31 protein-coding genes are annotated in these 23,411 nt (G+C 59.0%); 11 read left to right on the top strand and 20 right to left on the bottom strand.

All coding sequences use genetic code 11. The annotated features are described in order from the left end of the window. Positions 1-480: 480 nt before the first annotated feature. From rpsN to rpsL, 18 genes are all read right to left on the bottom strand, one after another. Positions 481-777: a 30S ribosomal protein S14 gene (gene rpsN, locus BLU78_RS07035; protein ID WP_010262412.1), complete on the bottom strand. Its 297-nt coding sequence runs from the start codon at positions 775-777 to the stop codon at positions 481-483. Positions 778-780: 3 nt separating this feature from the next. After that, positions 781-1,341 (bottom strand): 50S ribosomal protein L5, encoded by a 561-nt coding sequence (gene rplE, locus BLU78_RS07030; RefSeq protein ID WP_010262410.1) that lies wholly within the window; start codon positions 1,339-1,341, stop codon positions 781-783. Next, positions 1,341-1,664 carry a 50S ribosomal protein L24 gene (gene rplX, locus BLU78_RS07025; protein ID WP_010262408.1) on the bottom strand — a complete coding sequence of 108 codons (324 nt, stop codon included), beginning with the start codon at positions 1,662-1,664 and terminating at the stop codon, positions 1,341-1,343. Before rplX ends, rplE begins: the two co-directional genes overlap by 1 nt. 20 nt (positions 1,665-1,684) lie before the next feature. Beyond that, the gene (rplN, locus tag BLU78_RS07020; protein ID WP_010262407.1) at positions 1,685-2,050 is read right to left on the bottom strand and encodes a 50S ribosomal protein L14; all 366 of its coding nucleotides are present in this window, start codon (positions 2,048-2,050) and stop codon (positions 1,685-1,687) included. Positions 2,051-2,052: 2 nt separating this feature from the next. Further along, a complete protein-coding gene (gene rpsQ / locus BLU78_RS07015; protein ID WP_009597655.1) occupies positions 2,053-2,307 on the bottom strand; it encodes a 30S ribosomal protein S17 in 255 nt (84 codons plus the stop codon). Between the two features lie 9 nt (positions 2,308-2,316). Then, the gene (gene rpmC / locus BLU78_RS07010; protein ID WP_010262400.1) at positions 2,317-2,508 is read right to left on the bottom strand and encodes a 50S ribosomal protein L29; all 192 of its coding nucleotides are present in this window, start codon (positions 2,506-2,508) and stop codon (positions 2,317-2,319) included. A gap of 11 nt (positions 2,509-2,519) precedes the next feature. Beyond that, entirely contained in the window at positions 2,520-2,948 is a 429-nt protein-coding gene (rplP, locus tag BLU78_RS07005; protein WP_010262397.1) for a 50S ribosomal protein L16, read from the bottom strand. A 30-nt stretch (positions 2,949-2,978) separates the two neighbouring features. Then, complete coding sequence (gene rpsC / locus BLU78_RS07000; RefSeq protein WP_010262394.1) at positions 2,979-3,776, bottom strand: 30S ribosomal protein S3; 798 nt, start codon at positions 3,774-3,776, stop codon at positions 2,979-2,981. 4 nt (positions 3,777-3,780) lie between these two features. Next, positions 3,781-4,191 carry a 50S ribosomal protein L22 gene (gene rplV / locus BLU78_RS06995; RefSeq protein WP_026020721.1) on the bottom strand — a complete coding sequence of 137 codons (411 nt, stop codon included), beginning with the start codon at positions 4,189-4,191 and terminating at the stop codon, positions 3,781-3,783. Between the two features lie 7 nt (positions 4,192-4,198). Beyond that, positions 4,199-4,468, bottom strand: a complete 270-nt coding sequence (gene rpsS / locus BLU78_RS06990) for a 30S ribosomal protein S19 (RefSeq protein WP_010262388.1) — start codon at positions 4,466-4,468, stop codon at positions 4,199-4,201. Between the two features lie 17 nt (positions 4,469-4,485). Further along, complete coding sequence (gene rplB, locus BLU78_RS06985; protein WP_010262385.1) at positions 4,486-5,310, bottom strand: 50S ribosomal protein L2; 825 nt, start codon at positions 5,308-5,310, stop codon at positions 4,486-4,488. Between the two features lie 5 nt (positions 5,311-5,315). After that, on the bottom strand, positions 5,316-5,606 hold the full coding sequence (gene rplW / locus BLU78_RS06980; RefSeq protein WP_010262383.1) for a 50S ribosomal protein L23: 291 nt from the start codon (positions 5,604-5,606) through the stop codon (positions 5,316-5,318). Positions 5,607-5,620: 14 nt separating this feature from the next. After that, the gene (rplD, locus tag BLU78_RS06975) at positions 5,621-6,247 is read right to left on the bottom strand and encodes a 50S ribosomal protein L4 (RefSeq protein WP_010262380.1); all 627 of its coding nucleotides are present in this window, start codon (positions 6,245-6,247) and stop codon (positions 5,621-5,623) included. Between the two features lies 1 nt (position 6,248). Beyond that, positions 6,249-6,863 carry a 50S ribosomal protein L3 gene (gene rplC / locus BLU78_RS06970; protein ID WP_010262376.1) on the bottom strand — a complete coding sequence of 205 codons (615 nt, stop codon included), beginning with the start codon at positions 6,861-6,863 and terminating at the stop codon, positions 6,249-6,251. A gap of 120 nt (positions 6,864-6,983) precedes the next feature. After that, complete coding sequence (rpsJ, locus tag BLU78_RS06965) at positions 6,984-7,289, bottom strand: 30S ribosomal protein S10 (protein ID WP_004329464.1); 306 nt, start codon at positions 7,287-7,289, stop codon at positions 6,984-6,986. A gap of 9 nt (positions 7,290-7,298) precedes the next feature. Then, positions 7,299-9,413, bottom strand: coding sequence for an elongation factor G (gene fusA, locus BLU78_RS06960; protein WP_026020720.1), 2,115 nt, complete (start codon positions 9,411-9,413; stop codon positions 7,299-7,301). A gap of 17 nt (positions 9,414-9,430) precedes the next feature. Beyond that, positions 9,431-9,907, bottom strand: coding sequence for a 30S ribosomal protein S7 (rpsG, locus tag BLU78_RS06955; RefSeq protein WP_010262357.1), 477 nt, complete (start codon positions 9,905-9,907; stop codon positions 9,431-9,433). 37 nt (positions 9,908-9,944) lie between these two features. Further along, positions 9,945-10,325 carry a 30S ribosomal protein S12 gene (gene rpsL / locus BLU78_RS06950; RefSeq protein WP_010262354.1) on the bottom strand — a complete coding sequence of 127 codons (381 nt, stop codon included), beginning with the start codon at positions 10,323-10,325 and terminating at the stop codon, positions 9,945-9,947. Positions 10,326-10,654: 329 nt separating this feature from the next. On the opposite strand from rpsL, the gene BLU78_RS06945 reads away from it, so the two are divergent. From BLU78_RS06945 to BLU78_RS06895, 11 genes are all read left to right on the top strand, one after another. Further along, positions 10,655-11,707, top strand: coding sequence for a WD40 repeat domain-containing protein (locus tag BLU78_RS06945; protein WP_010262352.1), 1,053 nt, complete (start codon positions 10,655-10,657; stop codon positions 11,705-11,707). Between the two features lie 165 nt (positions 11,708-11,872). Beyond that, positions 11,873-14,629 carry a leucine--tRNA ligase gene (leuS, locus tag BLU78_RS06940; protein WP_010262348.1) on the top strand — a complete coding sequence of 919 codons (2,757 nt, stop codon included), beginning with the start codon at positions 11,873-11,875 and terminating at the stop codon, positions 14,627-14,629. Between the two features lie 141 nt (positions 14,630-14,770). After that, entirely contained in the window at positions 14,771-15,640 is an 870-nt protein-coding gene (locus BLU78_RS06935) for an alpha/beta hydrolase (RefSeq protein ID WP_371826283.1), read from the top strand. Positions 15,641-15,652: 12 nt separating this feature from the next. After that, positions 15,653-16,519: an alpha/beta hydrolase gene (locus BLU78_RS06930; RefSeq protein WP_010262343.1), complete on the top strand. Its 867-nt coding sequence runs from the start codon at positions 15,653-15,655 to the stop codon at positions 16,517-16,519. A gap of 109 nt (positions 16,520-16,628) precedes the next feature. After that, positions 16,629-17,714, top strand: a complete 1,086-nt coding sequence (gene prfA / locus BLU78_RS06925; RefSeq protein ID WP_010262339.1) for a peptide chain release factor 1 — start codon at positions 16,629-16,631, stop codon at positions 17,712-17,714. Then, positions 17,714-18,010 carry an MGMT family protein gene (locus tag BLU78_RS06920; protein ID WP_010262336.1) on the top strand — a complete coding sequence of 99 codons (297 nt, stop codon included), beginning with the start codon at positions 17,714-17,716 and terminating at the stop codon, positions 18,008-18,010. Before prfA ends, BLU78_RS06920 begins: the two co-directional genes overlap by 1 nt. Before the next feature lie 175 nt (positions 18,011-18,185). After that, positions 18,186-18,734, top strand: a complete 549-nt coding sequence (locus tag BLU78_RS06915) for an energy transducer TonB (protein WP_026020719.1) — start codon at positions 18,186-18,188, stop codon at positions 18,732-18,734. A gap of 28 nt (positions 18,735-18,762) precedes the next feature. After that, entirely contained in the window at positions 18,763-19,674 is a 912-nt protein-coding gene (gene menA / locus BLU78_RS06910; protein ID WP_010262330.1) for a 1,4-dihydroxy-2-naphthoate octaprenyltransferase, read from the top strand. Next, positions 19,674-20,909, top strand: coding sequence for an exodeoxyribonuclease VII large subunit (xseA, locus tag BLU78_RS06905; protein WP_010262324.1), 1,236 nt, complete (start codon positions 19,674-19,676; stop codon positions 20,907-20,909). The genes menA and xseA overlap by 1 nt, the downstream gene beginning before the upstream one ends. A 5-nt stretch (positions 20,910-20,914) precedes the next feature. Next, entirely contained in the window at positions 20,915-21,103 is a 189-nt protein-coding gene (xseB, locus tag BLU78_RS06900) for an exodeoxyribonuclease VII small subunit (protein ID WP_010262323.1), read from the top strand. A 1-nt stretch (position 21,104) separates the two neighbouring features. Beyond that, positions 21,105-21,878: a class I SAM-dependent methyltransferase gene (locus tag BLU78_RS06895; protein ID WP_010262320.1), complete on the top strand. Its 774-nt coding sequence runs from the start codon at positions 21,105-21,107 to the stop codon at positions 21,876-21,878. On the opposite strand, the gene BLU78_RS06890 is transcribed toward BLU78_RS06895, so the two are convergent. Further along, entirely contained in the window at positions 21,831-22,733 is a 903-nt protein-coding gene (locus BLU78_RS06890) for a PHP domain-containing protein (RefSeq protein ID WP_010262315.1), read from the bottom strand. The two genes, BLU78_RS06895 and BLU78_RS06890, sit on opposite strands and share 48 nt — an antisense overlap. Before the next feature lies 1 nt (position 22,734). Beyond that, positions 22,735-23,391 carry a PAQR family membrane homeostasis protein TrhA gene (trhA, locus tag BLU78_RS06885; RefSeq protein ID WP_010262311.1) on the bottom strand — a complete coding sequence of 219 codons (657 nt, stop codon included), beginning with the start codon at positions 23,389-23,391 and terminating at the stop codon, positions 22,735-22,737. Positions 23,392-23,411 lie beyond the last annotated feature (20 nt).

Genomic DNA, 23,411 nt, shown 5'->3' with positions numbered 1-23,411 from the left:
AATGTTAGCACCCAGTATGTTGCTAACATAGCCCGCACAAAACTCCCGTTCAGCAACCGGCAGTGCCTTCGGAAATCACCCGGGCGTTCCGCCTCCGCGGTCCGCCCCGGTCACTCCCTGCGGCCACACAGCGACCGTCCGGCATCCCCCTTCACTGCCTCACGCAGTTCCGGTCTCAACCCTCCGGCCCCTCGGTCCGAGAAATTTGTAACCAAGTGTCCAACCCTTCGCCTACGTCCCACATATCGGGAAGTTACCGCTTGCGGCGGCACTTTCCCCGACACTGTGACGTATCTACACGGGTTAAACACCCCTATCTGCCTCAGTTCCTTCGGCAATGAAAAATGAAAAATTTCACTTTACTGCCACGAGCTATGCACTCTCGGACGCAGAGACCTCTCTGAAGAATGGAAAATAATTTCTAATTTTCCATTCCCAATTTTTAATTGATTTTCCGGGGATAAATTCCCCGGAAAATAATTACCAGCTGGCCTTCGTAACGCCCGGGATCAGGCCCTTCGAGGCCATCTCACGGAACTGGATACGGCTGATGCCGAACAGGCGGATGTAGCCTTTGGGACGGCCGGTGATCTTGCAGCGGTTGTGCTGACGGATCGGATTCGAGTTGCGGGGCAGCTTCGAAAGTGCCTGCCATGCCTCCTCGTGGTCCATCTCACCGCTCTTCACCTTGGCAGCGATCTCCTCGCGCTTGTGAGCATAGCGGTTTGCAAGCTTCGCACGCTTCACCTCGCGGGCTTTCATCGATTCTTTTGCCATAGCTTAGTTGTTCTTTTTAGCGTTTTTGAAAGGAAGGCCGAACTCGCGGAGCAGGGCATAAGCCTCTTCGTCGGTCTTGGCCGTCGTTACGAACGTGATCTCCATGCCGAAGATCTTGGTGATCTTGTCGATGTCGATCTCCGGGAAAATGATCTGCTCGGTGATGCCCAGGGTGTAGTTGCCCTGGCCGTCGAACTTCTCGTTGATTCCCTTGAAGTCGCGGATTCGGGGAAGCGCCACTGCGATCAGACGCTCCAGGAACTCGTACATCTTCGTATCGCGCAGCGTCACGCGCACGCCGATAGGCATGCCCTTACGCAGCTTGAAGTTCGAGATGTCCTTGCGCGAGCGGGTCTGGACAGCCTTCTGGCCGGTGATCGTGGTCAGCTCGGCTTCAGCCACGTCGATGAGTTTCTTGTCGGCGACGGCCTGGCCCATACCCTGATTGATGACGATCTTTTCGAGCTTCGGGCACTGCATAACGCTCGAGTAGCCGAACTCCTTCATAAGGGCAGCCTTGATCTGCTCCTTATACCGTGTCTTGAGTGTAGGTACGTATCCCATTATTTGATCTCCTCCCCTGACTTTTTAGCGAAACGAACTAATTTACCTTTTGCATTGAGCTTGCGGCCGACCTTGGTGGGTTTCCCCGACTTGGGGTCGATGAGCATCAGGTTCGAGACGTGGATCGGAGCCTCTTTCTCGATGATGCCGCCTTGGGGATTCTGGGCATTGGGCTTGGTGGCCTTCTTGCAGAGGTTCACGCCTTCAACGATAGCACGCTGCTTCGAAACCTCGACCTTCAGGACTTTACCCGTCTGGCCCTTGCCGTCGCCGGCGATGACCTGAACCTGGTCCCCTTTCTTAATATGTAATTTCACTGACATATCCGAAATTGTTTTTATGATTACAGTACTTCGGGTGCGAGGGAGATAATCTTCATATACTGGTCGCGCAGCTCGCGAGCTACGGGGCCGAAAATACGAGTACCGCGCATTTCACCCTGGTTGTTAAGCAGCACCACGGCGTTGTCGTCGAAACGAATGTACGAACCGTTTGCACGCCTGATTTCCTTCGTGGTTCTCACGACTACAGCCTTCGATACGGCTCCCTTCTTGACATCGCCCGAGGGAGTCGCGCTCTTCACAGCCACGACGATCTTATCGCCGATGGATGCGTAACGGCGCTTCGTGCCGCCGAGCACCCGGATGCAGAGGACCTCCTTCGCACCGCTGTTATCAGCTACAATGAGTCTACTTTCCTGTTGTATCATAACTACTTAGCTCTTTCAATGATTTGTACTAATCTCCAACGCTTCGTCTTGCTCAGCGGGCGGGTTTCCATGATACGCACGGTATCACCCTCCTTGCAGGTCTCGTCGAGCGACTCGGCGACGAATTTCGTCGTCTTGTTCACGAACTTGCCGTAGATAGGATGCTTCACCTTACGTGCTACTGCAACCACAATGGTCTTCTCCATCTTGTTGCTGACAACCACACCGATACGCTCTTTTCTAAGATTTCTTTCCATAGTTGTTACTTATTTAGCGTTTTTTTGACGCAGAATGGTCAGCATGCGAGCTATATCTCTGCGGTTCTTCTTGATGATCGACGGGTTCTCGACGGGGGACACTGCGTGCTGCACCTTCAACTTCCCGAGCTGGGCCTTTTCGGTCTCGATGCGTTCCTGCAGGTCCTTGATCGAAATATCCTTGATTTCTGCACTTTTCATTTTGCGTTCCCTTAAATTGTGGTTTCGACGTAGTCACGTCTTACGATAAACTTGGTGGTAATGGGCAACTTCTGGGCTCCCAGGCGCAGCGCCTCCTGGGCGATTGCCAGGGGCACACCTTCGGCCTCGAAGAGAATGCGGCCGGGCGTAACTGGCGCCACGAAGCCTTCGGGATTACCCTTACCCTTACCCATACGCACCTCGGCGGGCTTCTTCGTGATGGGTTTGTCGGGGAAGATGCGGATCCACAGCTGACCTTCACGCTTCATGTAACGCGTAATGGCCTGACGGGCCGCCTCTATCTGACGACCTGTGATCCAGGTCGATTCAAGTGCCTTGATTGCGAACGATCCGTATGCAAGTTGGTTTCCTCTCTGAGCGATACCTTTCATACGGCCTTTCTGCATTCTTCTAAATTTGGTCTTTTTCGGCTGTAACATGTTAGTTCTGCTTTAAAAAGGTCCTACTTACTACTGATTGTTGTTGCGACGGTCTCCGCGTCCTCCGCGACGGTCTCCGCCACGACGATCGCCACCGCGACGGTCACCACGGTCGCCGCGTCCGCCACGACGGTCGCCGCGCTCACCGCGGTCACCCGAGGGAGCCTGCGCCGAAGCGCCTGCGATCTCGAACAGGTCGCGCTTTCCGTAGACGATGCCCTGGCAGATCCAGACCTTCACGCCCAGGATACCCACCTTGGTGAGCGCCTCCGTCAGGCAGTAGTCGATATCTGCGCGGAACGTGTGCAGCGGAATGCGGCCTTCCTTGATCGTCTCGGTACGGGCCATCTCGGCGCCGCCCACACGGCCGGCAACCTGAATTTTGATACCCTCGGCACCCATGCGCATGGTCGAAGCCACGGCCATCTTCACGGCACGACGGAACGATACACGGCCCTCCAGCTGGCGGGCGATGTTCTGACCGACGATCACGGCGTCCACCTCGGGGCGCTTCACCTCGAAAATGTTGATCTGGATCTCCTTGCCGGTGAGCTTCTTCAGCTCCTCCTTCAGTTTGTCGACCTCCTGGCCGCCCTTGCCGATGATGATACCCGGACGGGCAGTCGAAATCGTAACCGTCACGAGTTTCAGCGTGCGCTCGATGATGATCTTCGAGATGCTCGCCTTGGCCAGACGGACATTCAGATACTTGCGAATCTTGGCGTCCTCGACGAGTTTGTCGGAGAAATCCTTGCCTCCGAACCAGTTGGAATCCCAACCGCGGATGATGCCAAGACGATTTGCTATCGGATTAACTTTCTGTCCCATCTGATTACTTGTTTTCTACGGTTACCATTTTGTCAACTACGATCGTCACGTGGTTCGAACGCTTGCGGATACGGTGTGCGCGACCCTGGGGAGCAGCCTGAATACGCTTCAGCATGCGACCGCAGTCGACGAATACCTCTTTCACGCAGAGCTTCGTGTCCTCCAGACGCTCCGACTCGTTCTTGGTCTCCCAGTTGGCGATCGCCGACTTGAGGAGCTTCTCCATACGAATCGACGCCTCCTTCTTCGAGTAACGAAGGATGCCCAGAGCCTTGTTGATCTCCACACCGCGGATGATGTCGGCCACCAGGCGCATCTTACGGGGAGAGGTCGGGCAGTCACGCATAATGGCGATTGCCTTCTGCTTCTTTTCGGCCTTCATTTTCTCGGCCATATTTGCTTTTCTTGCACCCATTTTCTACCTATTTTTTCTTGTTACCTGCGTGACCGCGGAAGTTGCGGGTGGGAGCAAACTCACCGAGTTTGTGACCTACCATGTTCTCTGTTACATACACCGGAATGAATTTGTTTCCGTTGTGGACAGCTACCGTCTGACCTACAAAATCAGGCGAGATCATACTTGCACGCGACCATGTTTTGATTACCGATTTTTTGTTCCCTTCGGCCTGGGCGATGACTTTCGCCTCGAGCTTGGGGTCGATAAACGGTCCTTTTTTTAATGAACGGCTCATTATGTACTCTTATTTAATTATTTTTTCTTCTTGGAAATAATAAACTTCGAGGTCGTCTTCTTCGGGTTACGAGTCTTATAACCCTTGGCAAGCAGACCCTTGCGCGAACGCGGGTGACCACCCGACGCACGTCCTTCGCCACCACCCATCGGGTGATCCACCGGGTTCATGACGACACCACGGGTGCGGGGACGACGACCGAGCCAACGCTCGCGTCCGGCCTTGCCCGACTGCTCGAGGCTGTGGTCGACATTCGACACAACACCCACCGTAGCACGGCAAGTTACGAGTACCATACGAGTCTCGCCCGAAGGCAGCTTGATGATGGCGAATTTGCCCTCACGAGCCAACAACTGGGCGTAGGAACCGGCCGAACGTGCCATGGCGGCACCCTGACCGGGGTAGAGTTCAATGTTGTGCACGACCGTACCCAGGGGAATCTCGCTCAGGAAGAGCGTGTTTCCGACCTCGGGAGCAACGCCTGCGCCGCTCATGACGGTCTGACCAACCTGGAGTCCGTTGGGTGCGATGATGTAGCTCTTCTCACCGTCAGCGTAAACCAGAAGTGCAATGCGTGCGGTACGATTGGGGTCGTACTCGATCGATTTTACCGTTGCAGCCATGCCGTCCTTCGCACGTTTGAAGTCGACATTACGATACATCTGCTTGTGACCGCCGCCGATATAGCGAACCGTCATCTTACCGGCGCTGTTACGGCCGCCCGAGCTCTTTTTGGGGCTCAGAAGCGACTTCTCCGGCTTGTTCGTCGTTATCTCGTCGAACGTGCCGACAATTTTATGTCTCGTACCTGCGGTAACAGGTTTAAATTTTCTTACTGCCATCTTCGTTAGATATTACTGTAAAAATCGATCTTGTCTCCGTCCTTCAAGGTGACGATAGCCTTCTTGAAGTTATTGGCGCGACCCTCCAGAAGACCTGCCTTGGTATAGCGGCTCTTGAGTTTGCCCATGTAGTTCACGGTGTTCACGTCCGTAACGACGACGTTGTACATCTGTTCTACGGCATTGCGAATCTGCAGCTTGTTAGCCTTTACGTCAACGATAAAACCGTAGCGATTCAACTTATCGCCCTGAATCGTCATTTTTTCGGTCAAAACCGGCTTAATAATAATGTTCATTGTAACTTGCGTTTTTAAGCTAACATCGTATTCAATACATTCTCAGCGCCCTCTACCATTACGATGGCCGATGCGTTCATCACGTCGTACGTGCAGACGTTCTGAGCCAGCACAGGCTTCACGTAGGTAAGGTTGCGGCACGACAGCTGCAGGTTCACGTTCGATTCCGGAAGAACGAGCAGAACCTTCTTGTCGTCGACCTTCAGCGCCTCGGCCAGAGCCACTACCGACTTGGTCTTGGGAGCCTCCATCGAGATGGCCTCGACGATGCTGATGACGCCGGCCTGAGCCTTGTAAGTCAGCGCGCTGCGGCGGGCCAGCTGCTTGAGCTTCTTGTTGAGTTTGAAGCTGTAATCGCGGGGCTGGGGACCGAAGATACGGCCGCCGCCCGGGAACAGGGGCGATTTGATGCTGCCCGCACGTGCACCGCCAGTGCCTTTCTGACGCTTGAGCTTGCGGGTCGAACCGGCAACTTCATTGCGCTGCTTCGACTTGTGCGTACCCTGACGCTGATCGGCAAGGTACTGCTTCACGTCGAGGTAGATAGCGTGGTCATTAGCCTCTACTCCGAAAACGGCATCCGAAAGGACTACCTTACGACCCGTTTCTTTTCCTTGTGTGTTTAAAACAGCTAATTCCATACTACTTTTCAATCGTTAAATAAGCACCTTTAGCTCCCGGAATCGACCCCTTCACGAGGATCAGGTTGTTTTCGGGAATTACTTTCAATACACGCAGGTTCAAAACCTTCACCTGCTCACCGCCCATCCGGCCGGGCAGACGTTTGCCCTTGAAGACGCGCGAGGGATAGGACGACGCACCCAGCGAACCCGGCTTGCGCGCACGGTTGTGCTGGCCGTGGGTCTGGCCGCCTACGCCGCCGAAGCCGTGACGTTTCACGACGCCCTGGAAGCCTTTACCTTTCGAAATCCCGGTCACGTCGACCCAGTCCTCCTCCGAGAAGAGCTCTACGGTCAGCGTGTCGCCGAGTGCCACTTCGGGCATGTCCTTGAATTCCGCAAGCTTGCGTTTCGGGGTCGTGCCGGCTTTTTTGAAGTGACCTAACAAACTGCTGGTGGAGTGCTTTTCACTTTTTTCGTCATAGGCAATCTGAACCGCCTCGTAGGTATCCTTCTCGACGGTTTTGATTTGCGTAACAACGCACGGACCAGCCTCAATGACAGTGCATGGTATGTTCTTACCCTCGGCACTGTAAACGGAAGTCATTCCGATTTTCTTTCCAATAAGTCCTGACATTTGTTGTCAATTGTTTGTTATAAAATAGTATAAAGTGATGTTACGTTTATCTCCCGCCGGCTCCCGGTCCGAAACGCCGTAAACGGCATTTCGGAGGCCGGCAGGAGGTCGCTCAAACTATCACACCTTGATCTCGACCTCGACGCCCGAGGGAAGCTCGAGCTTCATCAGCGCGTCGATCGTCTTGGGCGTCGACGAGTAGATATCGAGGATACGCTTGAAGGTGCAGAGCTGGAACTGCTCGCGGGCTTTCTTGTTGACGAAAGTCGAGCGGTTGACCGTAAAAATCTGCTTGTGCGTAGGAAGGGGCACCGGGCCGCTCACGACGGCACCCGTGCTCTTCACAGTCTTCACAATCTTCTCGGCCGACTTGTCCACGAGATTGTGATCGAATGACTTTAATTTGATTCTAATCTTCTGGTTCATATTGTTTGCTTATTCTATTTCCTTACGTTTACCACTCGACTTCTCGATGATCTCCTTGGCCAGACCGGCAGGAACTTCCTCGAAGTGCGAGAACTCCATGGACGAAGTGGCGCGGCCGGACGAAATCGTACGCAGCACGGTCACATAGCCGAACATCTCCGACAGGGGAACCTTGGCTTTCACCACGCGGGCGGTGCCCTTCGACTCCATGCCGGTAATCTGGCCGCGACGCTTGTTCAGGTCGCCGATAATGTCGCCCATGTTCTCCTCGGGGGTAACGACCTCCACGGACATCACGGGTTCCAGAATCACCGAACCTGCCTTGGGAGCGGCAGCACGGTAACCGTTGCGGGCAGCGATCTCGAACGACAGCTGGTCGGAGTCCACCGGGTGGAACGAACCGTCGAGCAGCGTGATCTTCATCGAGTCCATCGGGTAACCGGCCAGAGCACCGTTGGCCATAGCCGACTCGAAGCCCTTCTGAACCGAAGGAATGAACTCCTTGGGAATGTTACCGCCCTTCACCTGATCGACGAACGTAAGGCCCATCTTGCCCTCGTCGGCAGGACCGATTTCGAAGATGATGTCGGCAAACTTACCGCGACCACCGGTCTGCTTCTTGAAGACCTCGCGGTGCTGAACCGTCTTGGTGAGCGACTCCTTGTAGTTCACCTGCGGGGCACCCTGGTTGATCTCCACACCGAACTCGCGGCGCAGACGGTCTACGATGATGTCGAGGTGAAGCTCACCCATACCGCTGATGACCGTCTGACCCGAATCCTCGTCGGTGTGAACCGTAAAGGTGGGGTCCTCCTCAGCCAGCTTGCCCAGGGCAATGCCGAGCTTGTCGAGGTCCTTCTGGGTCTTGGGCTCTACGGCCAAACCGATCACCGGCTCGGGGAAGGTCATCTGCTCCAGAACGATAGGTGCGTTCTCGGCGCAGAGCGTGTCTCCCGTGCGGATCTCCTTGAAACCTACGGCTGCGCAGATGTCTCCGGCGCCGACGGTCTCCATCGGGTTCTGCTTGTTGGCGTGCATCTGGTAGATACGGCTGATACGCTCGCGTTTGCCGCTGCGCGTATCCAGGACGTAGGAACCTGCATCGAGCTTACCCGAGTAGACGCGCACGAAAGCCAGACGGCCTACGAACGGGTCGGTAGCGATCTTGAACGCCAGACCGCAGAAAGGATCGCTCTCCGTAGCGTTGCGGGTCTCTTCCTGCTCGGTCTTGGGGTTGATACCCGTAATTGCGGGCAGGTCCAGCGGCGAGGGGAGGAAAGCCATCACGTAGTCGAGCAATTTCTGCACGCCCTTGTTGTGGAACGACGAACCGCAGAGCATCGGCACGACCTGCATCGAGATCGTAGCCTTGCGGATCGCCTCGAGCAGCTCCTCAGCGGTGATCGAATCGGGATCCTCGAAGAACTTCTCCATCAGCGCATCGTCGGTCGAAGCCACCTCCTCGATGAGTTTGGCGCGCCACTCGGCGGCCTCAGCCTTCATCGACTCGGGAATCTCCTTCAGCTCGAAGTTATCGCGGACGGTCTTGTCGTCGTAGTAATAGATAGCATTATTATATATAAGGTCTACCAGACCTTCGAACTTGTCCTCAGCGCCGATAGGCAGAACGACCGGAAGGGCCGTAGCACCGAAGTGCTCTTTGATCTGCGCGCACACCGACAGGAAGTCGGCGCCCGTGCGGTCCATCTTGTTGACGTAACCGATGCGGGGAACGTTGTACTTGTCGGCCTGACGCCATACCGTCTCCGACTGAGGCTCGACGCCGCCCACGGCGCAGAACGTAGCGACAGCACCGTCCAGCACGCGCAGCGAACGCTCCACCTCGACCGTGAAGTCGACGTGTCCCGGGGTATCGATCAGGTTGATCTGGTACTGATTGCCCTTGTAGTTCCAGAATGCGGTCGTAGCGGCCGAGGTGATCGTGATACCGCGCTCCTGCTCCTGAACCATCCAGTCCATGGTAGCTGCTCCTTCGTGCGTTTCACCGATCTTGTGGGTCTTACCCGTGTAGAAAAGGATTCGCTCGGATGTGGTGGTCTTACCGGCGTCGATGTGAGCCATGATGCCGATGTTACGAGTATATTTTAAATCTCTGGTTGCCATCTGTCAATCCTCTCTTTTTAGAATCTAAAGTGTGCGAATGCCTTGTTGGCCTCAGCCATGCGGTGCATCTCCTCCTTACGTTTGAAGGCGGCACCCTGCTGGTTGAAGGCATCCAGTATCTCAGCTGAAAGCTTGTCTGCCATCGTCTTGCCGGCGCGCTTGCGGGAATAGAGGACAAGGTTTTTCATGGAAATAGAAATCTTGCGCTCCGGACGAACCTCCATAGGAACCTGGAACGTCGCACCGCCGATACGCTTCGATTTCACTTCGACTTGGGGTGTGATGTTCTCCAAGGCCTGTTTCCAGACTTCCAGGGGAGATTTATCAGCATCCTTCATCTTCTTGCCGACGATATCCAACGCATCGTAGAAAATCGTGTAGGCAATACTCTTCTTACCATCCAGCATAAGGTTGTTCACGAAACGGGTCACAGCCACGTCTCCGAACTTCGGATCCGGAAGTAGAATTCGCTTTTTTGGCTTAGCTTTTCTCATTGCTATTTAAAAATGATCTGTTAAAAAATTCTTCTGACTACTTGCCTGCCTTGGGGCGTTTTGCACCGTACTTCGAACGACGCTGACGACGTCCGTCGACGCCTGCCGAGTCGAGCGCACCGCGCACCAGGTGATAACGTACACCGGGGAGGTCCTTCACACGACCGCCGCGGACGAGCACGATGGAGTGCTCCTGCAAGTTGTGGCCTTCTCCGGGGATGTAGGCGTTGACCTCCTTGCCGTTGGTCAATCTCACACGTGCTACCTTACGCATAGCCGAGTTCGGCTTCTTCGGGGTCGTGGTGTACACACGCGTACATACGCCCCGGCGCTGCGGACACGCGGCCAGTGCGGGAGACTTCGACTTGTCGTCCATCTTCACACGGCCGTTTCTCACTAACTGTTGAATAGTTGGCATTGCTTAAACTGTCCTTTAATTGTTAAAAAATCTATCTCCATTGTCCAAAATGGACTGCAAAGGTACGCATTTTTTCGGAAATACAATATATAGGAGCATCTTTTTTCGCCATTTTACAGGAATTTACGCCATTTGCTATTCTTTTTGCTTATGGAATTTTCAATAATAAATCATTTTGCTTATATATAATTCATCAACCGGTTTATCTTCAACGTCATACACCACCGCCAACCGCCGCCCGCCGCGGCACGGACTTTGCCATCCAAGCGGGGTACGGACCACCGGAGCGCCGAATGCCCCGGCGCCGAACATCCCGTACCGCAAACACCATGAAACGACTATTACACAACCTTTTTCTGCCGCTCTTCGCAGTAACCCTCTGCTCGGGAGCGTGCAGCGACGACGACAACGACAGGCAGCCGAAGCCCTCGGGCTACGACATCTACACGGCAGGTTACAAAACCCCGTCCGGAAAATCCGTGGCGACAGTCTGGAAAAACGGGCAGGAACTCTACGCCCTGACCGACGGCACGAACAACGCCTGGGCCTACTCCGTCTCGGTCGACAACGGCACGGTCTACACCGCGGGCTACGAACAGCAGGGCGACGCGATCGTCGGTAAGATCTGGGTGAACGGCGCGCTGAAATACACCGTTGCGCCGGCTTCGGGCAGCGCCTACCTCTACTCGATATCGGCCGCGAACGGCAGCCTCTATGTCGCCGGCAGCGAGGACACGAACGGCGCCCTGACGGCCAAAATCTGGAAGGACGGCGCGGAGGCTTACGCCTACTCGGTGAGCCCCGCCGTATCGCAGGCCCGGGCCGTAACCGTCTCGGGAAGCGACGTATATGCCGCAGGCAGCCTCCAGAGCGGTCTCGAAAAGCAGCTCGCCGTGGTCTGGAAGAACGACAAGGCGCATTTCACGCTCACCGACGGACAGACCGACGCCGGGGCCATCGCCCTCTGCGCCGACGGCCGCACGCTCTACACGGCAGGCTATGTGGGCACGCAGGCCGTCGTCTGGAAAGACGCAGACCTGCTCTACACGCTGACCGACGGCTCCTCCTCGGCCGAGGCCACCGCCGTCTGCCGCTCCGGGAGCGCGCTCTACGCCGCGGGCTACCAGGTCGACGGCTTCGAGAACGAGGGCGTCGTCTGGAAAAACGGACGGGAACTTTACGACCTTTCGGACGGCTCGGCCCAGGGGTCGCTGCCCTACGCCATAGCCGTCTACGGCGACGACGTTTTCAGCGCCGGAACCCTCTTCGGAACGTCCCGCACGGCCGTCGTGTGGCACGGCGAGGAGATACTCCACACGCTCACCGACGGCACGGGCCACGGCGAAGCCTATTCGATGAGCGTCGTGCCGCTCTACAAGTAACCGGCTTCCGCACACAGTCCAATGACGGGACGCGCCTTTCGGGGCGTGTTCCGTTTTTTATGCCCTCAAAAACAGAAAGCATGACAAATCGGAAAACTTTTGTTATTTTTGCAGACCCGGCCAAGAACCGGGATTGAGAAGCGAAAATACAAAACGTTCAAAGATATGGAGTACAATTTCAAGGAGATCGAGGCCAAATGGCAAAGCCGCTGGCGGGCGGACAAGACCTACAAGGTGGAGGCCGACCCCGCGCGGCCCAAATTCTATGTGCTGGACATGTTCCCCTATCCGTCGGGAGCGGGCCTGCACGTCGGACACCCCCTGGGCTATATCGCCTCGGACATCTACTCGCGCTACAAGCGGCTGAAAGGCTTCAACGTCCTGCACCCGATGGGATACGACGCATTCGGCCTGCCCGCCGAGCAGTATGCCATCCAGACGGGCCAGCACCCGGCCGTCACCACCGAGCAGAATATCGCCCGCTACCGCGAGCAGCTCGACAAGATCGGCTTCTCGTTCGACTGGGACCGCGAGGTGCGCACGTGCGACCCCGGCTACTACAAGTGGACGCAGTGGGCGTTCCTCGAAATGTTCTCCCATTGGTACGACCGTTCGAAGCAGCAGGCGCGCCCCGTCGCGGAGCTCGTCGCGGCGTTCGAGAAGAGCGGCACCGAGGGCGTCGATGCGGCCTGCACGACCGAGATGCACTTCACGGCCGCCGAATGGAAGGCCAAAAGCGAACCCGAAAAGGAGCAGATTCTCCAGAACTACCGGCTGGCGTTCCGCGCCGACACGATGGTCAACTGGTGTCCGAAGCTGGGGACCGTGCTGGCCAACGACGAAGTACACGACGGACTTTCGGTCCGCGGCGGCTATCCGGTCGAGCAGAAACGCATGAAACAATGGCTCCTGCGCGTGACCGCCTACGCCCAGCGCATGCTCGACGGACTGGACAAGCTCGAGTGGAGCGACTCGCTCAAAGAGATCCAGCGCAACTGGATCGGCCGCTCCGAAGGCGCCCAGGTCTTCTTCGACATTCAGGACTCGGCGAAGAAACTCGAGATTTTCACCACCCGCCCCGACACGATTTTCGGCGTGACGTTCATGGTCATCGCCCCCGAACACGAGTGGGTCGGCGAGCTGACGACGCCCGAGAACAAAGCCGCCGTGGAGGATTACATCTGCCAGACCAAGAAGCGCTCGGAACGCGACCGCATTGCCGACACGAAGCGCGTAAGCGGCGCATTCACAGGGTCGTATGCGATCAATCCCTTCACGAAAAAAGCCATTCCGATCTATATCTCCGACTACGTGCTGGCAGGCTACGGAACGGGCGCCATCATGGCCGTTCCGGCGCACGACTCGCGCGACTGGGCCTTCGCCCGCCACTTCGGGCTGGAGATCGTTCCGGTGGTCGAGGGCGGCGACATCGAGAAAGAGTCTTACGACGCCAAATCGGGCAAAGTAATCAACTCGGATTTCCTCGACGGGATGGATGTAAAGGAGGCGATTCAGGTAATGTTCGCCGAAGTCGAGAAGCGCGGACTGGGCAAGAAACTCGTCAACTACCGTTTGCGCGACGCCATCTTCTCACGCCAGCGCTACTGGGGCGAGCCGTTTCCGATCTACTACAAGGACGACACGGCCTACCCGCTTCCGGAAGACAAACTGCCGCTGGAGCTGCCGCCCATCGAGAATTTCGGCCCCACGGAGCAGGGCGAGCCGCCGCTGGCCCGCGTGAAAGACTGGGCGACGCCCGAAGGCTATCCCTACGAATACTCGACGATGCCCGGATTCGCCGGCTCGTCGGCCTACTACCTCCGCTACATGGACCCGCACAACGACCAGGCGCTCGTGAGCCGCGAGGCCGACGAGTACTGGCGCAGCGTGGACCTCTACGTGGGCGGCATCGAGCACGCCACGGGACACCTGATGTACTCGCGTTTCTGGAACATGTTCCTCTACGATCTGGGAGCCGTGTGCGAGGAGGAGCCCTTCAGGAAGCTCGTCAACCAGGGCATGATCCAGGGACGCTCGAACTTCGTCTACCGCATCGTGGGGACCAACAAGTTCGTGTCGCTGGGCCTCAAAGAGCAGTACGACACGCAGGCGCTCTACGTCGACGTGAACATCGTCCGCAACGACATCCTCGACCTCGGCGCCTTCCGTGCGTGGATGCCCGAGTACAACGACGCGGAGTTCATCCTCGAAGACGGCAAATACGTCTGCGGCTGGGCCATCGAGAAGATGTCCAAGTCGTTCTACAACGTCGTGAACCCCGACTACATCGTCGACAACTACGGCGCCGACACGCTGCGCATGTACGAAATGTTCCTCGGTCCGCTGGAGCAGTCGAAACCCTGGGACACGAACGGTATCGACGGTGTGCACAAGTTCCTGCGCCGTTTCTGGCGGCTCTTCTTCGACCGCGACGGACAACTGTGCGTCACCGACGAGAAGGCGACCGAAAAAGAGCTCCGCACGCTGCACAAGACCATTAAGAAGGTGTCGGAGGATATCGAGAATTTCTCGTTCAACACCTCCGTCGCGGCCTTCATGATCTGTCTCAACGAGCTGGGCGAGTGTTCGAAGCGCGAAGTGCTCGAACCGCTGACCGTGCTGCTCGCCCCCTTCGCCCCGCACATCGCCGAGGAGCTGTGGGCCGCGCTCGGACACACCGAATCGGTCTGCACGGCCGCCTATCCGGTCTTCGACGAGAAGCACCTCGTGCTCGACGCTTTCGAATACCCCGTGTCGGTCAACGGCAAGCTCCGCTTCAAAAAGGAGTACGCCATGTCGATGACGCCCGCCGAGATTCAGGCCGACGTCGTCACGGCCCCCGAGGCGCAGAAGTGGCTCGACGGCAAGGCTCCGAAGAAGATCATCGTCGTGCCGGGCAAGATCATCAACATCGTAATTTAAGAGCCGGGGTTTAGGGGCGGTGCACGGTCGCCGGGTCTCGGATCCGGGTCCGCGCCTCCACCTCTAAAAAACCGTTTCTTAAACGGTCCCCGGGAGGGGCTTCCCCTTCGGGAAACAATACCCGACAAAAAACGTCCTATTATGAAACAAACCTTTCAACTTTTCCTGGCATTTTTGCTTATGAGCACATCCGCTTCCGCCAAAGACTACGGGCAAGCCCTGACGGTCCGCATCTGGGACAACGCCTCGGCGCCCCACAGCAACGGCATCGACACACCGGAGACGGAAACAGAGCCCAACCGGCTCAGAAACACCTCCGACGCCGAACTCTACATCTTCCCGGCCGACACGTCGAAAGCCACCGGTCAGGCCGTCGTGATCTGCCCCGGAGGCGGCTACGGACTGCTGGCCATCGACCACGAAGGCTATGAAGTGGCGCAATGGCTCGCCGCGAACGGCATCACCGGCGCGGTGCTGAAATACCGCATGCCCAACCACCACCCCGAGGTGCCGCTGGAAGATGCCGAACAAGCCCTGCGCATCCTGCGCGGCGACGTGCCGGGAGCCGAAGGCTTCACCTGCCCCAAGGTCGGCATCGCCGGATTCTCGGCCGGAGGCCACCTCGCAGCGATGGCTTCGACGATCGGCAGCGTCCGGCCGGATTTCTCGATCCTCTTCTATCCGGTCATCTCGGCCGTACGGGGCAAACGCCACCAGGGAACGTTTATCAACCTGCTGAGCACGGAGCGCACCCCCGAGCAGGACGCGACCTACTCGCTGGAAAACCGCGTGACCGAAGCCACGCCCCCGACGCTGCTGCTGCTCTCGGACGACGACAAGAGCGTGCCGCCGGTCAACAGCACGTGCTATTACACGGCGCTGAAAGAGCACGGCATCGAGGCTTCGATGCACATTTATCCCAAAGGCGGCCACGGCTGGGGCATCCGCAAATCGTTCCGTTACAAGGAGGCCTGGCAGGACGCCGTGCTGGACTGGCTCCGCAGACATTAAAACACGCGCCCGATGAAAAAGCTACTCCCGGCCGCAGCCGCGGTCCTCTTCGCATTCGCCGCAACGTCGCAGGAACCCGCCGCGACGCTGAAAATCTGGGATAACGCCACGGCGCCCCACAGCAACCGCATCGTCCTCGCCCCCGGAGAGGACGACCCGGCCCGCACGATCCGCACGACCGAGACCGAACTCTGCATCTACCCCGCCGACCCGGCCCGCGCCACCGGACAGGCCGTGGTGATCTGCCCCGGAGGCAGTTACCTGGGGCTGGCCATCGGACACGAGGGTCACGACGTGGCCCGCTGGCTGTCGCAGAACGGCGTCACGGCCGCGGTGCTGAAATACCGCATGCCCAACGGACACCCCGAGGTGCCGCTGGAAGATGTCCAGCAAGCACTGCGCATCATGGCGGGCCTCGAGGCCGGCGCCACGGGATTCACCGCCGACAAGGTGGGCATCATGGGCTTCTCGGCCGGAGGCCACCTGGCCGCCACGGCTTCGACCCTCGGGGCTTTCAAACCCGCTTTTGCAATCCTCGTCTACCCGGTCATCACGGCCGAGCCCGGAAAAGGCCATCAGTTCTCGTTCGACAACCTGCTGGGAGAGGACCGCACGGCCGAACAGTCGGAATACTACTCGCTCCAGAACCGCGTGACGGAAGCCACGCCCCCGACCCTGCTGTTCCACTCGGACGACGACACGGGCGTGCCCCCGGTCAACAGCGCGCTCTACTACGAGGCGCTCAAAGCCCACGGCGTGAAAGCGTCGCTGCACATCTACCCGATGGGCGAGCACGGCTGGGGATTCCACACGACCTTTCCCTACCACGAAATCTGGAAGGCCGCCGTGCTGGACTGGCTGCGGGAGATCAACCGATAGGACAAGACGGGAGGGGCGTGCCTGAGGCATGTCCCTCTTTTCGTTTTTTCGGGACGCGCATTGCCGTTTGCCGATTATTACGTATCTTTACCGCCAAAATAAAACATTCATGGCAGACAACACCATATTGAACCGCCTGGACGGTCTGAAGCTCAAATACGAAGAGACGGGGCAGAAACTCACCGACCCCGAAGTCATCGCCGACGTCAAACAGTTCATCCAGCTCACCAAGGAGTACAAGGAGCTGGAACCGATCATCGAGACCTCGGAACGTTACCGCACGGCCGTCGCCAACCTCGCCGAAGCCAAGGACACGCTGGCTATGGACAAGGACGAGGAGATGCGCGAAATGGCCCGCGAGATGATCGCCGAACTGGAGCCCCAGCTGGTGCAGATGGAGGAGGAGATCAAACTGCTGCTGATCCCCAAGGACCCGCAGGACTCGAAAAACGCCATCGTCGAAATCCGCGGCGGCACGGGCGGCGACGAGGCGGCGATCTTCGCCGGCGACCTGCTGCGCATGTACACCAAATACATCGAGTCGAAAGGCTGGCGTTACGAGATCACCTCGTCGTCGGAGGGCGCCGTGGGCGGCTTCAAAGAGGTGGTGCTGAAGGTCTCGGGCCAGAACGTCTACGGAACGCTCAAATACGAATCGGGCGTGCACCGCGTGCAGCGCGTGCCGCAGACCGAGACGCAGGGCCGCGTGCACACCTCGGCCGCTTCGGTGGCCGTGCTGCCCGAAGCCGAGGAGTTCGACGTGGAGATCTCGATGAACGACATCCGCAAGGACATCTTCTGCGCGAGCGGCCCCGGCGGCCAGTCGGTCAACACGACCTACTCGGCCATCCGCCTGACGCACATCCCGACGGGTATCGTCGTGCAGTGCCAGGACCAGAAATCGCAGCTGAAGAACTTCGACAAGGCGTTCGAGGAGCTGCGCACGCGCGTCTTCAACCTCGAATACTCGAAATACCTCGACGAGATCGCCTCGAAGCGCAAGACGATGGTTTCGACGGGCGACCGGTCGGCCAAGATCCGCACCTACAACTACCCGCAGGGGCGCATCACCGACCACCGCATCAACTATACGATCTACAACCTCGCGGCCTTCATGGACGGCGACATTCAGGACTGCATCGACCACCTGATCGTAGCCGAGAACGCCGAACGCCTGAAGGAGAGCGAGCTCTGATGCACCTTCCCGCCGATTTCGACGCCGAGATTTGGGACATCGTCGCGCAGATACCTGCGGGGCGGATCGCGACCTACGGGCAGTTGGCCCGGTTGGCCGGCATGCCCGGATACGCGCGCCGCGTGGGACGGGCGATGGCCGCGGCTCCGGCGGGAATTCCCTGCCACCGGGTCGTCAACGCCGCAGGCCGCACGGCCCCCGGATGGACCGCCCAGCGGGAGCTGCTCGAAGCGGAAGGGGTGCGGTTCCGGCGCAACGGCTGCGCAGACCTCACCCATCTGATAGACGGGTTTTAAGGGCGGCGGCAGGACACAACGTTTCCCATCCAGTCCCCGCCCATCTAAAGATGGGTTTTAGGGGCGACGGCGGGACATAACGTTTCTTATCCGGTCCCCCGCATCTGTATAGACGGGTTTCAGCGGGCAATATCCCGCACCTTCCGACCGTTCTGACTATAAAATGTTCACGGTTATGAAAAGATACGTCATACTTCTCTTTCTCCTGTGCTTCGCCGCAGCCGTCCGAGCCGCGACGCCGAAACCTACGCCGATGTATATCGTCAACGGCAAGGAGATGAAGGAGATCCGCTCGATCCCGCCCGAGGACATCGAGAACGTCGAGATGCTCCCCGCCGACGAGGAGACCATCGCCCGTTACGGCCAGCGGGCCGCGCACGGCGTGATGCTCATCACCCTGCGCTACGACCAGCCTGCGGCTTTCCCCGCCGACTCCACGTTCGGGCACTATATCGCCAGCCGGGTGCGGTGGGATGCGAGCGAACCCGCCGCCCGCGTGGTCCTGCGCTACAAAATCACCCCCGAGGGCGACACCGTCGTCCACCAGGAGCTCGAATCGACCGACAACCGCCTCAAACGACGCGTGCTGAAAGCCGTGGCCGACGCCCCGCGCTGGCAGCCGGCCCGGAAGAACGGCCGCCCGATCGAAACCGAGGGCGTGCTGAGCATCCAGCTCCCCGAGGGCAAAAGCATCCCGCGGCCCGTAGAGCTCGTTTTCCGCTAATCCCCCGCCCAAGAATTAACCCTCATACATGAAAACCAACTCGCTTCCCGCATGGATTCTCGCCGTGAGGCCCTACAGCCTCGGCAACTCCGTAATCCTCATCCTCGTCGGCTCCGCACTGGCCTGGACCGACGGTGCATTCCACTGGCTGCCGGCCCTGCTGTGCCTGCTGTTCGCCGTGCTGATGCAGTGTACGGCCAATCTCGTAAACGACCTCTGGGACTTTATGAAAGGAGCCGACAAACCCGACCGGCTGGGTCCCGACCGCGCCTTCGCCAAGGGATACATCACCCTTCGGGCCATGAAGGCAGGCATCGCCGGATTCACCCTCGCGGCCTGCGCCGCCGGAACCGGAATCCTCGCCTGGGCTCTCCACGCCGACATCCTCCGCTACGGCGGCTGGGAACTCGTCGCCGTGGGCGCCGCCTGCGTCGTCTTCGCTTATTTTTACACCGCAGGACCCTGGCCGCTGGCCTATCACGGCATGGGAGACATCGCGGTCATTCTCTTTTTCGGACTCATCCCCGTGGGATTCACCTACTATATCCTGACCGGAACGTGGACATGGGAAGTCTCGGTCGCGGCGCTGGCCTGCGGGCTGGTGATCAACACGATGCTGATGGTCAATAACTTCCGCGACCGCGAAGAGGACGCCCGCTGCAACAAGCGCACGGTCGTCGTCTGCCTCGGAGCCGGAGTCGGCCGCTGGGGCTATTTCGCCCTCGGGGCCGCCGCCGTCGCACTCTGCCTCACGCTGCTGGCCGGAGGCCGCCCGTGGGCTGCGCTGCTGCCGCTCGCCTACCTCGCGGCACACACCGCCACGTGGCGCAAGATGGTGCGCATCGACCACGGCGAGGAGCTGAACGTCTGTCTGGGCGAGACGGCCCGCAACATCCTGCTGTTCGGAGCCCTGTTCACCGTCGGAATCCTGCTGGGCTGATGGCTGAAACACAACATATAACCCTGCGCGAATTACAGCGCCGCGTGAAGGCGGCGCTCGAAGGGCAGTTCGCCCTGCCCGTGTGGGTGAGCGCCGAAATTTCCGAAATAAAGGTCAACTACTCGGGCCACTGCTACCTCGAACTGGTCGAAAAGGGCGGCGACAACGGCGTGCCGACGGCACAGGCCCGGGCCGTCGTGTGGCGGTCGCACTATCCGCGCATCTCGGGTTATTTCGAAGCCGAAACGGGCCAGCGGCTCGCCGCGGGCATCAAAATACTGGCCAAGGTGCTGGTCTCCTACCACGAACTCTACGGCTTCTCGCTGCAGATTACCGACATCGACCCTTCGTACACGCTGGGCGACATGGAGCGGCAGCGGCAGCAGACCATCGCACAGCTGCAGCAGGACGGGGTTTGGGAGATGAACCGCGAGGTGCCGATGCCGGCCGTCGTGCAGCGTATCGCCATCGTGTCGAGCGTCAACGCCGCGGGTTACCAGGACTTCTGCAAAGAGCTGGATAAAAGTCCTTACCGGTTCTCCCTCACGCTGTTCGACGCTTTCATGCAGGGCGAAGCGGCCGAGGAGTCGATCGTCGAAGCCTTGTGCAACGTCGCAAACAACCTGGAAAAATTCGACGCCGTGGTGCTGATCCGCGGCGGCGGATCGAGGAGCGACCTCAACTGCTTCAACGCCTACCGCCTCTGCGCCCATGTGGCGCAGTTCCCGCTGCCGGTCCTGACGGGGATCGGACACGACAAGGACACCAGCGTCGCCGACATGGTGGCGCACACGGCGCTCAAAACCCCGACGGCGGTGGCCGGATGGCTCGTCGAGCGGATGGCCGGAATCGACGGGTGGCTCGACTGCGCCGCACTGCAACTGCACGATACCACGACCGCGGCGATGCACGCCTCGGAGGTGCGTCTCGAACGCCTCTCGGGCGAGGTGCGGCGTTTGAGCGGCGAACTCCTCACGCGGCAATCGCTGCGACTGGAACACCTCGGAACACTATTGCCCGAAACAGCGCGGAATTTCCTCGCGCGGCAGACGACACGGCTGGAGAACGCCGCGGAGCTGATCGCCGGACGGTCGCCCGAGCGCATCCTCCGGCTGGGATTCGCCGTGGTGCGGAGCGGCGGCAGGGCCGTGACCTCGGCCGCGGCGGTCGCGGCGGGTGAGCACATCGAAATAGAGGTTTCCGACGGCAAGATAAATGCAACCGTAAAATCCTGAAAAATATGGCAAAGAAAGAGCTGGCCTACGCCGAGGCGATGGCCGAGATCGAAAAAATACTGACGCGGCTGCGCAGCGAAGAGATGGATGTGGACAGCCTCGCGGCGGAGGTGAAGCGCGCCACGGAACTGATCGCCTCGTGCAAGGCGCGGCTGCGCAAGGCCGAAGCCGACGTGAACAAAGTGCTGGAATAGGATGAAAAAACTGATCCGCTGGTCGCTGAACCACATTCCGCGCCCCGTACTGCAACGCATCGCCGGATGGGCCGTGCCCGCAGCGGGACTCTTCTACAAGGGCCGCGGGGTCGAATGCCCCGTGTGCGGCGCGAAATACCGGAAATTCATGCCCTACGGCTATGTGCATCCGCGGCCCAACGCACTGTGCCCCAAGTGCCTGTCGCTGGAGCGCCACCGCCTGCTGTGGCTCTACCTGACGCGCGAAACCGACCTCCTGACGGCCTTTCCGCGCACGCTGCACATCGCTCCCGAGGTCTGTATCATGCGCCACCTCAAACCCCACTTCCGCCCGCATCCGGGACAGTACGTCACGGCTGACCTCGAAAGCCCGCTGGCGGACATCCATTTCGACGTGCAGCAGATTCCGCTGGCCGACGATTCGGTGGACGTGGTGATCTGCAACCACATTCTGGAACACGTCGCCGACGACCGGAAGGCGCTGCGCGAACTGCACCGCATCCTCAAACCCGGCGGCTGGGGCATCGTCCTCTCGCCCGTGGACAGGGATTACGAACAGACCTACGAGGACGATTCGATCACCGATCCCGACGAGCGCACGCGCATCTTCGGGCAGTACGACCACCGGCGCATCTACGGCGCCGACTATGCCGACCGTCTGCGCGAGGCGGGCTTCGAAGCCGCCGACATCGACTACGCCGCGACCTTCACCGACGAGGAGCGCAGGCTATACGCCCTGCCCGCCGATCCTATTTACGTGGTTTACAAAGTCTGACAGACGACCGTCGAAACGGCTGTCAGCGGGAAATCGCCCGACGGCGATGCGGGGCTTGGTCTTGCCGTGGAAATCGCTCCCGCAGGTCATCAAAGCTCCTTTTGAAAGGACCAGCGAGGTGAAATAGACGGCCTGTTCGGGAGTGTGGTAGTTGTTGAAGACCTCCAGTCCCGCGGCCCCGCGGTCCAAAAGCTGTTCGGCAACCTCCTCGCGGCCCCGGAAATTCAACCCCGGATGGGCCACGACGGGCGTGCCGCCATTGTCGCGGACCAGTTCGACGGCATCACGGTAGTCCATGTATTCGACGGGGACGAACGCCGGGCGCCCCTGGGCGAAATAATCGAGGTAAAAATTGATGTAAGGCATGTCGCTCCGCGCGCCGCCCTCCATATAGGGCCGCAGCGGGGGCGTATGGTATTTCGCGTCGGAGAGCATCACCTCGGCGATCAGTTCGCCTGTCGGCAGTCCCCCGGCAGCGGCCTCCAGCACCGCTTCGGCATCCACGGAGAAACCCAGTTTCAGCAGGTTATCGACCATGCCCCCGAACGACGCCATGACCTTGGCGGCAACCTCCTCTTCCAGCCGCGCGAAATCCGCCGACTGCCAGTCGATGCCGTATCCCAGCAGGTGGAGGTCCGTACCCCGGTAGTTGCAGTCGATCTCGATGCCCGGGACAAATCCGACGCCCCGTTCGCGGGCCAGTCGGGCGGCCTCGCCGACACCCCGCACCGAATTATGGTCCGTCAGGGAAAAGAGCGTCAACTGCGCCCCGAGGCACTTGCCGACGATATCGGCGACGGGAAATTCCCCGTCGCTGCTGTATTCGGAATGGATGTGCAGATCGATAGCGGCCATGTCAGCAGAGGTAAAAGACGATCCCGACGAAATGCGCCGCAACCGCGAGGTTAATCAGAATATGCCAAACCATGTGGTGGTAGCGAAATCCCTTCTTGGCATAGAAATAGGCCCCGAGGGTGTAGAGCAGGCCGCCCAGCGCGATCATTACCAGCAGCGGCGTCGAGGCCCGGCGCACGAACAGCGGCAGGAAGAAGACGATCGTCCAGCCCATGACCAGGTAGATGGTCAGGCTGACGGCCGGTATCGACTTGCGGGAGAGCGATTTGTAGAAGATGCCGAAAAGGACCATCGCCCACTGGAGGATGGTGATGAAGACCCCCTGCCAGCCGCCGATGACCATCAGCGCGACGGGCGTATAGCTGCCCGCAATGGCGACGTAGATGAAGATGTGGTCGAGGATGTGGAATACGTCCTTGTGCTTCGACTGCGGGTTCATCGAGTGGTAGAGCGTCGAAGCGAGGAACATCAGGAAGATCGAGATCACGAAAACCGAGACCGAAACCGACGCCAGAACTCCGTCGGGATCATGCGCATAGGCCCACACGGCAGCGAAGGGCAGGGCCGCGAGCGACAGCAGCGACATCACGCCGTGGGACACCGCATTGCCGATCTCCTCGCCCACGGTCGGTACATATGCCTCCTTTTTCTTTGCCATAACGGAACGTATTGGTTCAA

The sequence above is a fragment of the Alistipes timonensis JC136 genome (assembly GCF_900107675.1).
Classification (GTDB): domain Bacteria; phylum Bacteroidota; class Bacteroidia; order Bacteroidales; family Rikenellaceae; genus Alistipes; species Alistipes timonensis.
The sequence above is the reverse complement of the archived record's forward strand: the minus strand, read 5'-3'. Positions and strand labels throughout refer to the sequence as shown.

Excerpts from the sequence above, each read along its gene's own strand:
- rpmC (WP_010262400.1), bottom strand. The coding sequence starts at position 2,508 with ATGAAAAGTGCAGAAATCAAGGATATTTCGATCAAGGACCTGCAGGAA.
- rplN (WP_010262407.1), bottom strand. The coding sequence starts at position 2,050 with ATGATACAACAGGAAAGTAGACTCATTGTAGCTGATAACAGCGGTGCG.
- trhA (WP_010262311.1), bottom strand. The coding sequence starts at position 23,391 with ATGGCAAAGAAAAAGGAGGCATATGTACCGACCGTGGGCGAGGAGATC.
- prfA (WP_010262339.1), top strand. The coding sequence starts at position 16,629 with ATGGCAGACAACACCATATTGAACCGCCTGGACGGTCTGAAGCTCAAA.
- rpsQ (WP_009597655.1), bottom strand. The coding sequence starts at position 2,307 with ATGGAAAGAAATCTTAGAAAAGAGCGTATCGGTGTGGTTGTCAGCAAC.
- xseA (WP_010262324.1), top strand. The coding sequence starts at position 19,674 with ATGGCTGAAACACAACATATAACCCTGCGCGAATTACAGCGCCGCGTG.
- rplB (WP_010262385.1), bottom strand. The coding sequence starts at position 5,310 with ATGGCAGTAAGAAAATTTAAACCTGTTACCGCAGGTACGAGACATAAA.
- rpsJ (WP_004329464.1), bottom strand. The coding sequence starts at position 7,289 with ATGAACCAGAAGATTAGAATCAAATTAAAGTCATTCGATCACAATCTC.
- rplC (WP_010262376.1), bottom strand. The coding sequence starts at position 6,863 with ATGTCAGGACTTATTGGAAAGAAAATCGGAATGACTTCCGTTTACAGT.
- BLU78_RS06895 (WP_010262320.1), top strand. The coding sequence starts at position 21,105 with ATGAAAAAACTGATCCGCTGGTCGCTGAACCACATTCCGCGCCCCGTA.
- rplD (WP_010262380.1), bottom strand. The coding sequence starts at position 6,247 with ATGGAATTAGCTGTTTTAAACACACAAGGAAAAGAAACGGGTCGTAAG.
- rplX (WP_010262408.1), bottom strand. The coding sequence starts at position 1,664 with ATGTCAGTGAAATTACATATTAAGAAAGGGGACCAGGTTCAGGTCATC.
- rplP (WP_010262397.1), bottom strand. The coding sequence starts at position 2,948 with ATGTTACAGCCGAAAAAGACCAAATTTAGAAGAATGCAGAAAGGCCGT.
- BLU78_RS06930 (WP_010262343.1), top strand. The coding sequence starts at position 15,653 with ATGAAAAAGCTACTCCCGGCCGCAGCCGCGGTCCTCTTCGCATTCGCC.
- BLU78_RS06935 (WP_371826283.1), top strand. The coding sequence starts at position 14,771 with ATGAAACAAACCTTTCAACTTTTCCTGGCATTTTTGCTTATGAGCACA.
- rplW (WP_010262383.1), bottom strand. The coding sequence starts at position 5,606 with ATGAACATTATTATTAAGCCGGTTTTGACCGAAAAAATGACGATTCAG.
- rpsL (WP_010262354.1), bottom strand. The coding sequence starts at position 10,325 with ATGCCAACTATTCAACAGTTAGTGAGAAACGGCCGTGTGAAGATGGAC.
- rpsC (WP_010262394.1), bottom strand. The coding sequence starts at position 3,776 with ATGGGACAGAAAGTTAATCCGATAGCAAATCGTCTTGGCATCATCCGC.
- BLU78_RS06915 (WP_026020719.1), top strand. The coding sequence starts at position 18,186 with ATGAAAAGATACGTCATACTTCTCTTTCTCCTGTGCTTCGCCGCAGCC.
- fusA (WP_026020720.1), bottom strand. The coding sequence starts at position 9,413 with ATGGCAACCAGAGATTTAAAATATACTCGTAACATCGGCATCATGGCT.
- rpsG (WP_010262357.1), bottom strand. The coding sequence starts at position 9,907 with ATGAGAAAAGCTAAGCCAAAAAAGCGAATTCTACTTCCGGATCCGAAG.
- rpsS (WP_010262388.1), bottom strand. The coding sequence starts at position 4,468 with ATGAGCCGTTCATTAAAAAAAGGACCGTTTATCGACCCCAAGCTCGAG.
- rplV (WP_026020721.1), bottom strand. The coding sequence starts at position 4,191 with ATGGGTGCAAGAAAAGCAAATATGGCCGAGAAAATGAAGGCCGAAAAG.
- rpsN (WP_010262412.1), bottom strand. The coding sequence starts at position 777 with ATGGCAAAAGAATCGATGAAAGCCCGCGAGGTGAAGCGTGCGAAGCTT.
- BLU78_RS06945 (WP_010262352.1), top strand. The coding sequence starts at position 10,655 with ATGAAACGACTATTACACAACCTTTTTCTGCCGCTCTTCGCAGTAACC.
- BLU78_RS06890 (WP_010262315.1), bottom strand. The coding sequence starts at position 22,733 with ATGGCCGCTATCGATCTGCACATCCATTCCGAATACAGCAGCGACGGG.
- BLU78_RS06920 (WP_010262336.1), top strand. The coding sequence starts at position 17,714 with ATGCACCTTCCCGCCGATTTCGACGCCGAGATTTGGGACATCGTCGCG.
- rplE (WP_010262410.1), bottom strand. The coding sequence starts at position 1,341 with ATGGGATACGTACCTACACTCAAGACACGGTATAAGGAGCAGATCAAG.
- xseB (WP_010262323.1), top strand. The coding sequence starts at position 20,915 with ATGGCAAAGAAAGAGCTGGCCTACGCCGAGGCGATGGCCGAGATCGAA.
- menA (WP_010262330.1), top strand. The coding sequence starts at position 18,763 with ATGAAAACCAACTCGCTTCCCGCATGGATTCTCGCCGTGAGGCCCTAC.
- leuS (WP_010262348.1), top strand. The coding sequence starts at position 11,873 with ATGGAGTACAATTTCAAGGAGATCGAGGCCAAATGGCAAAGCCGCTGG.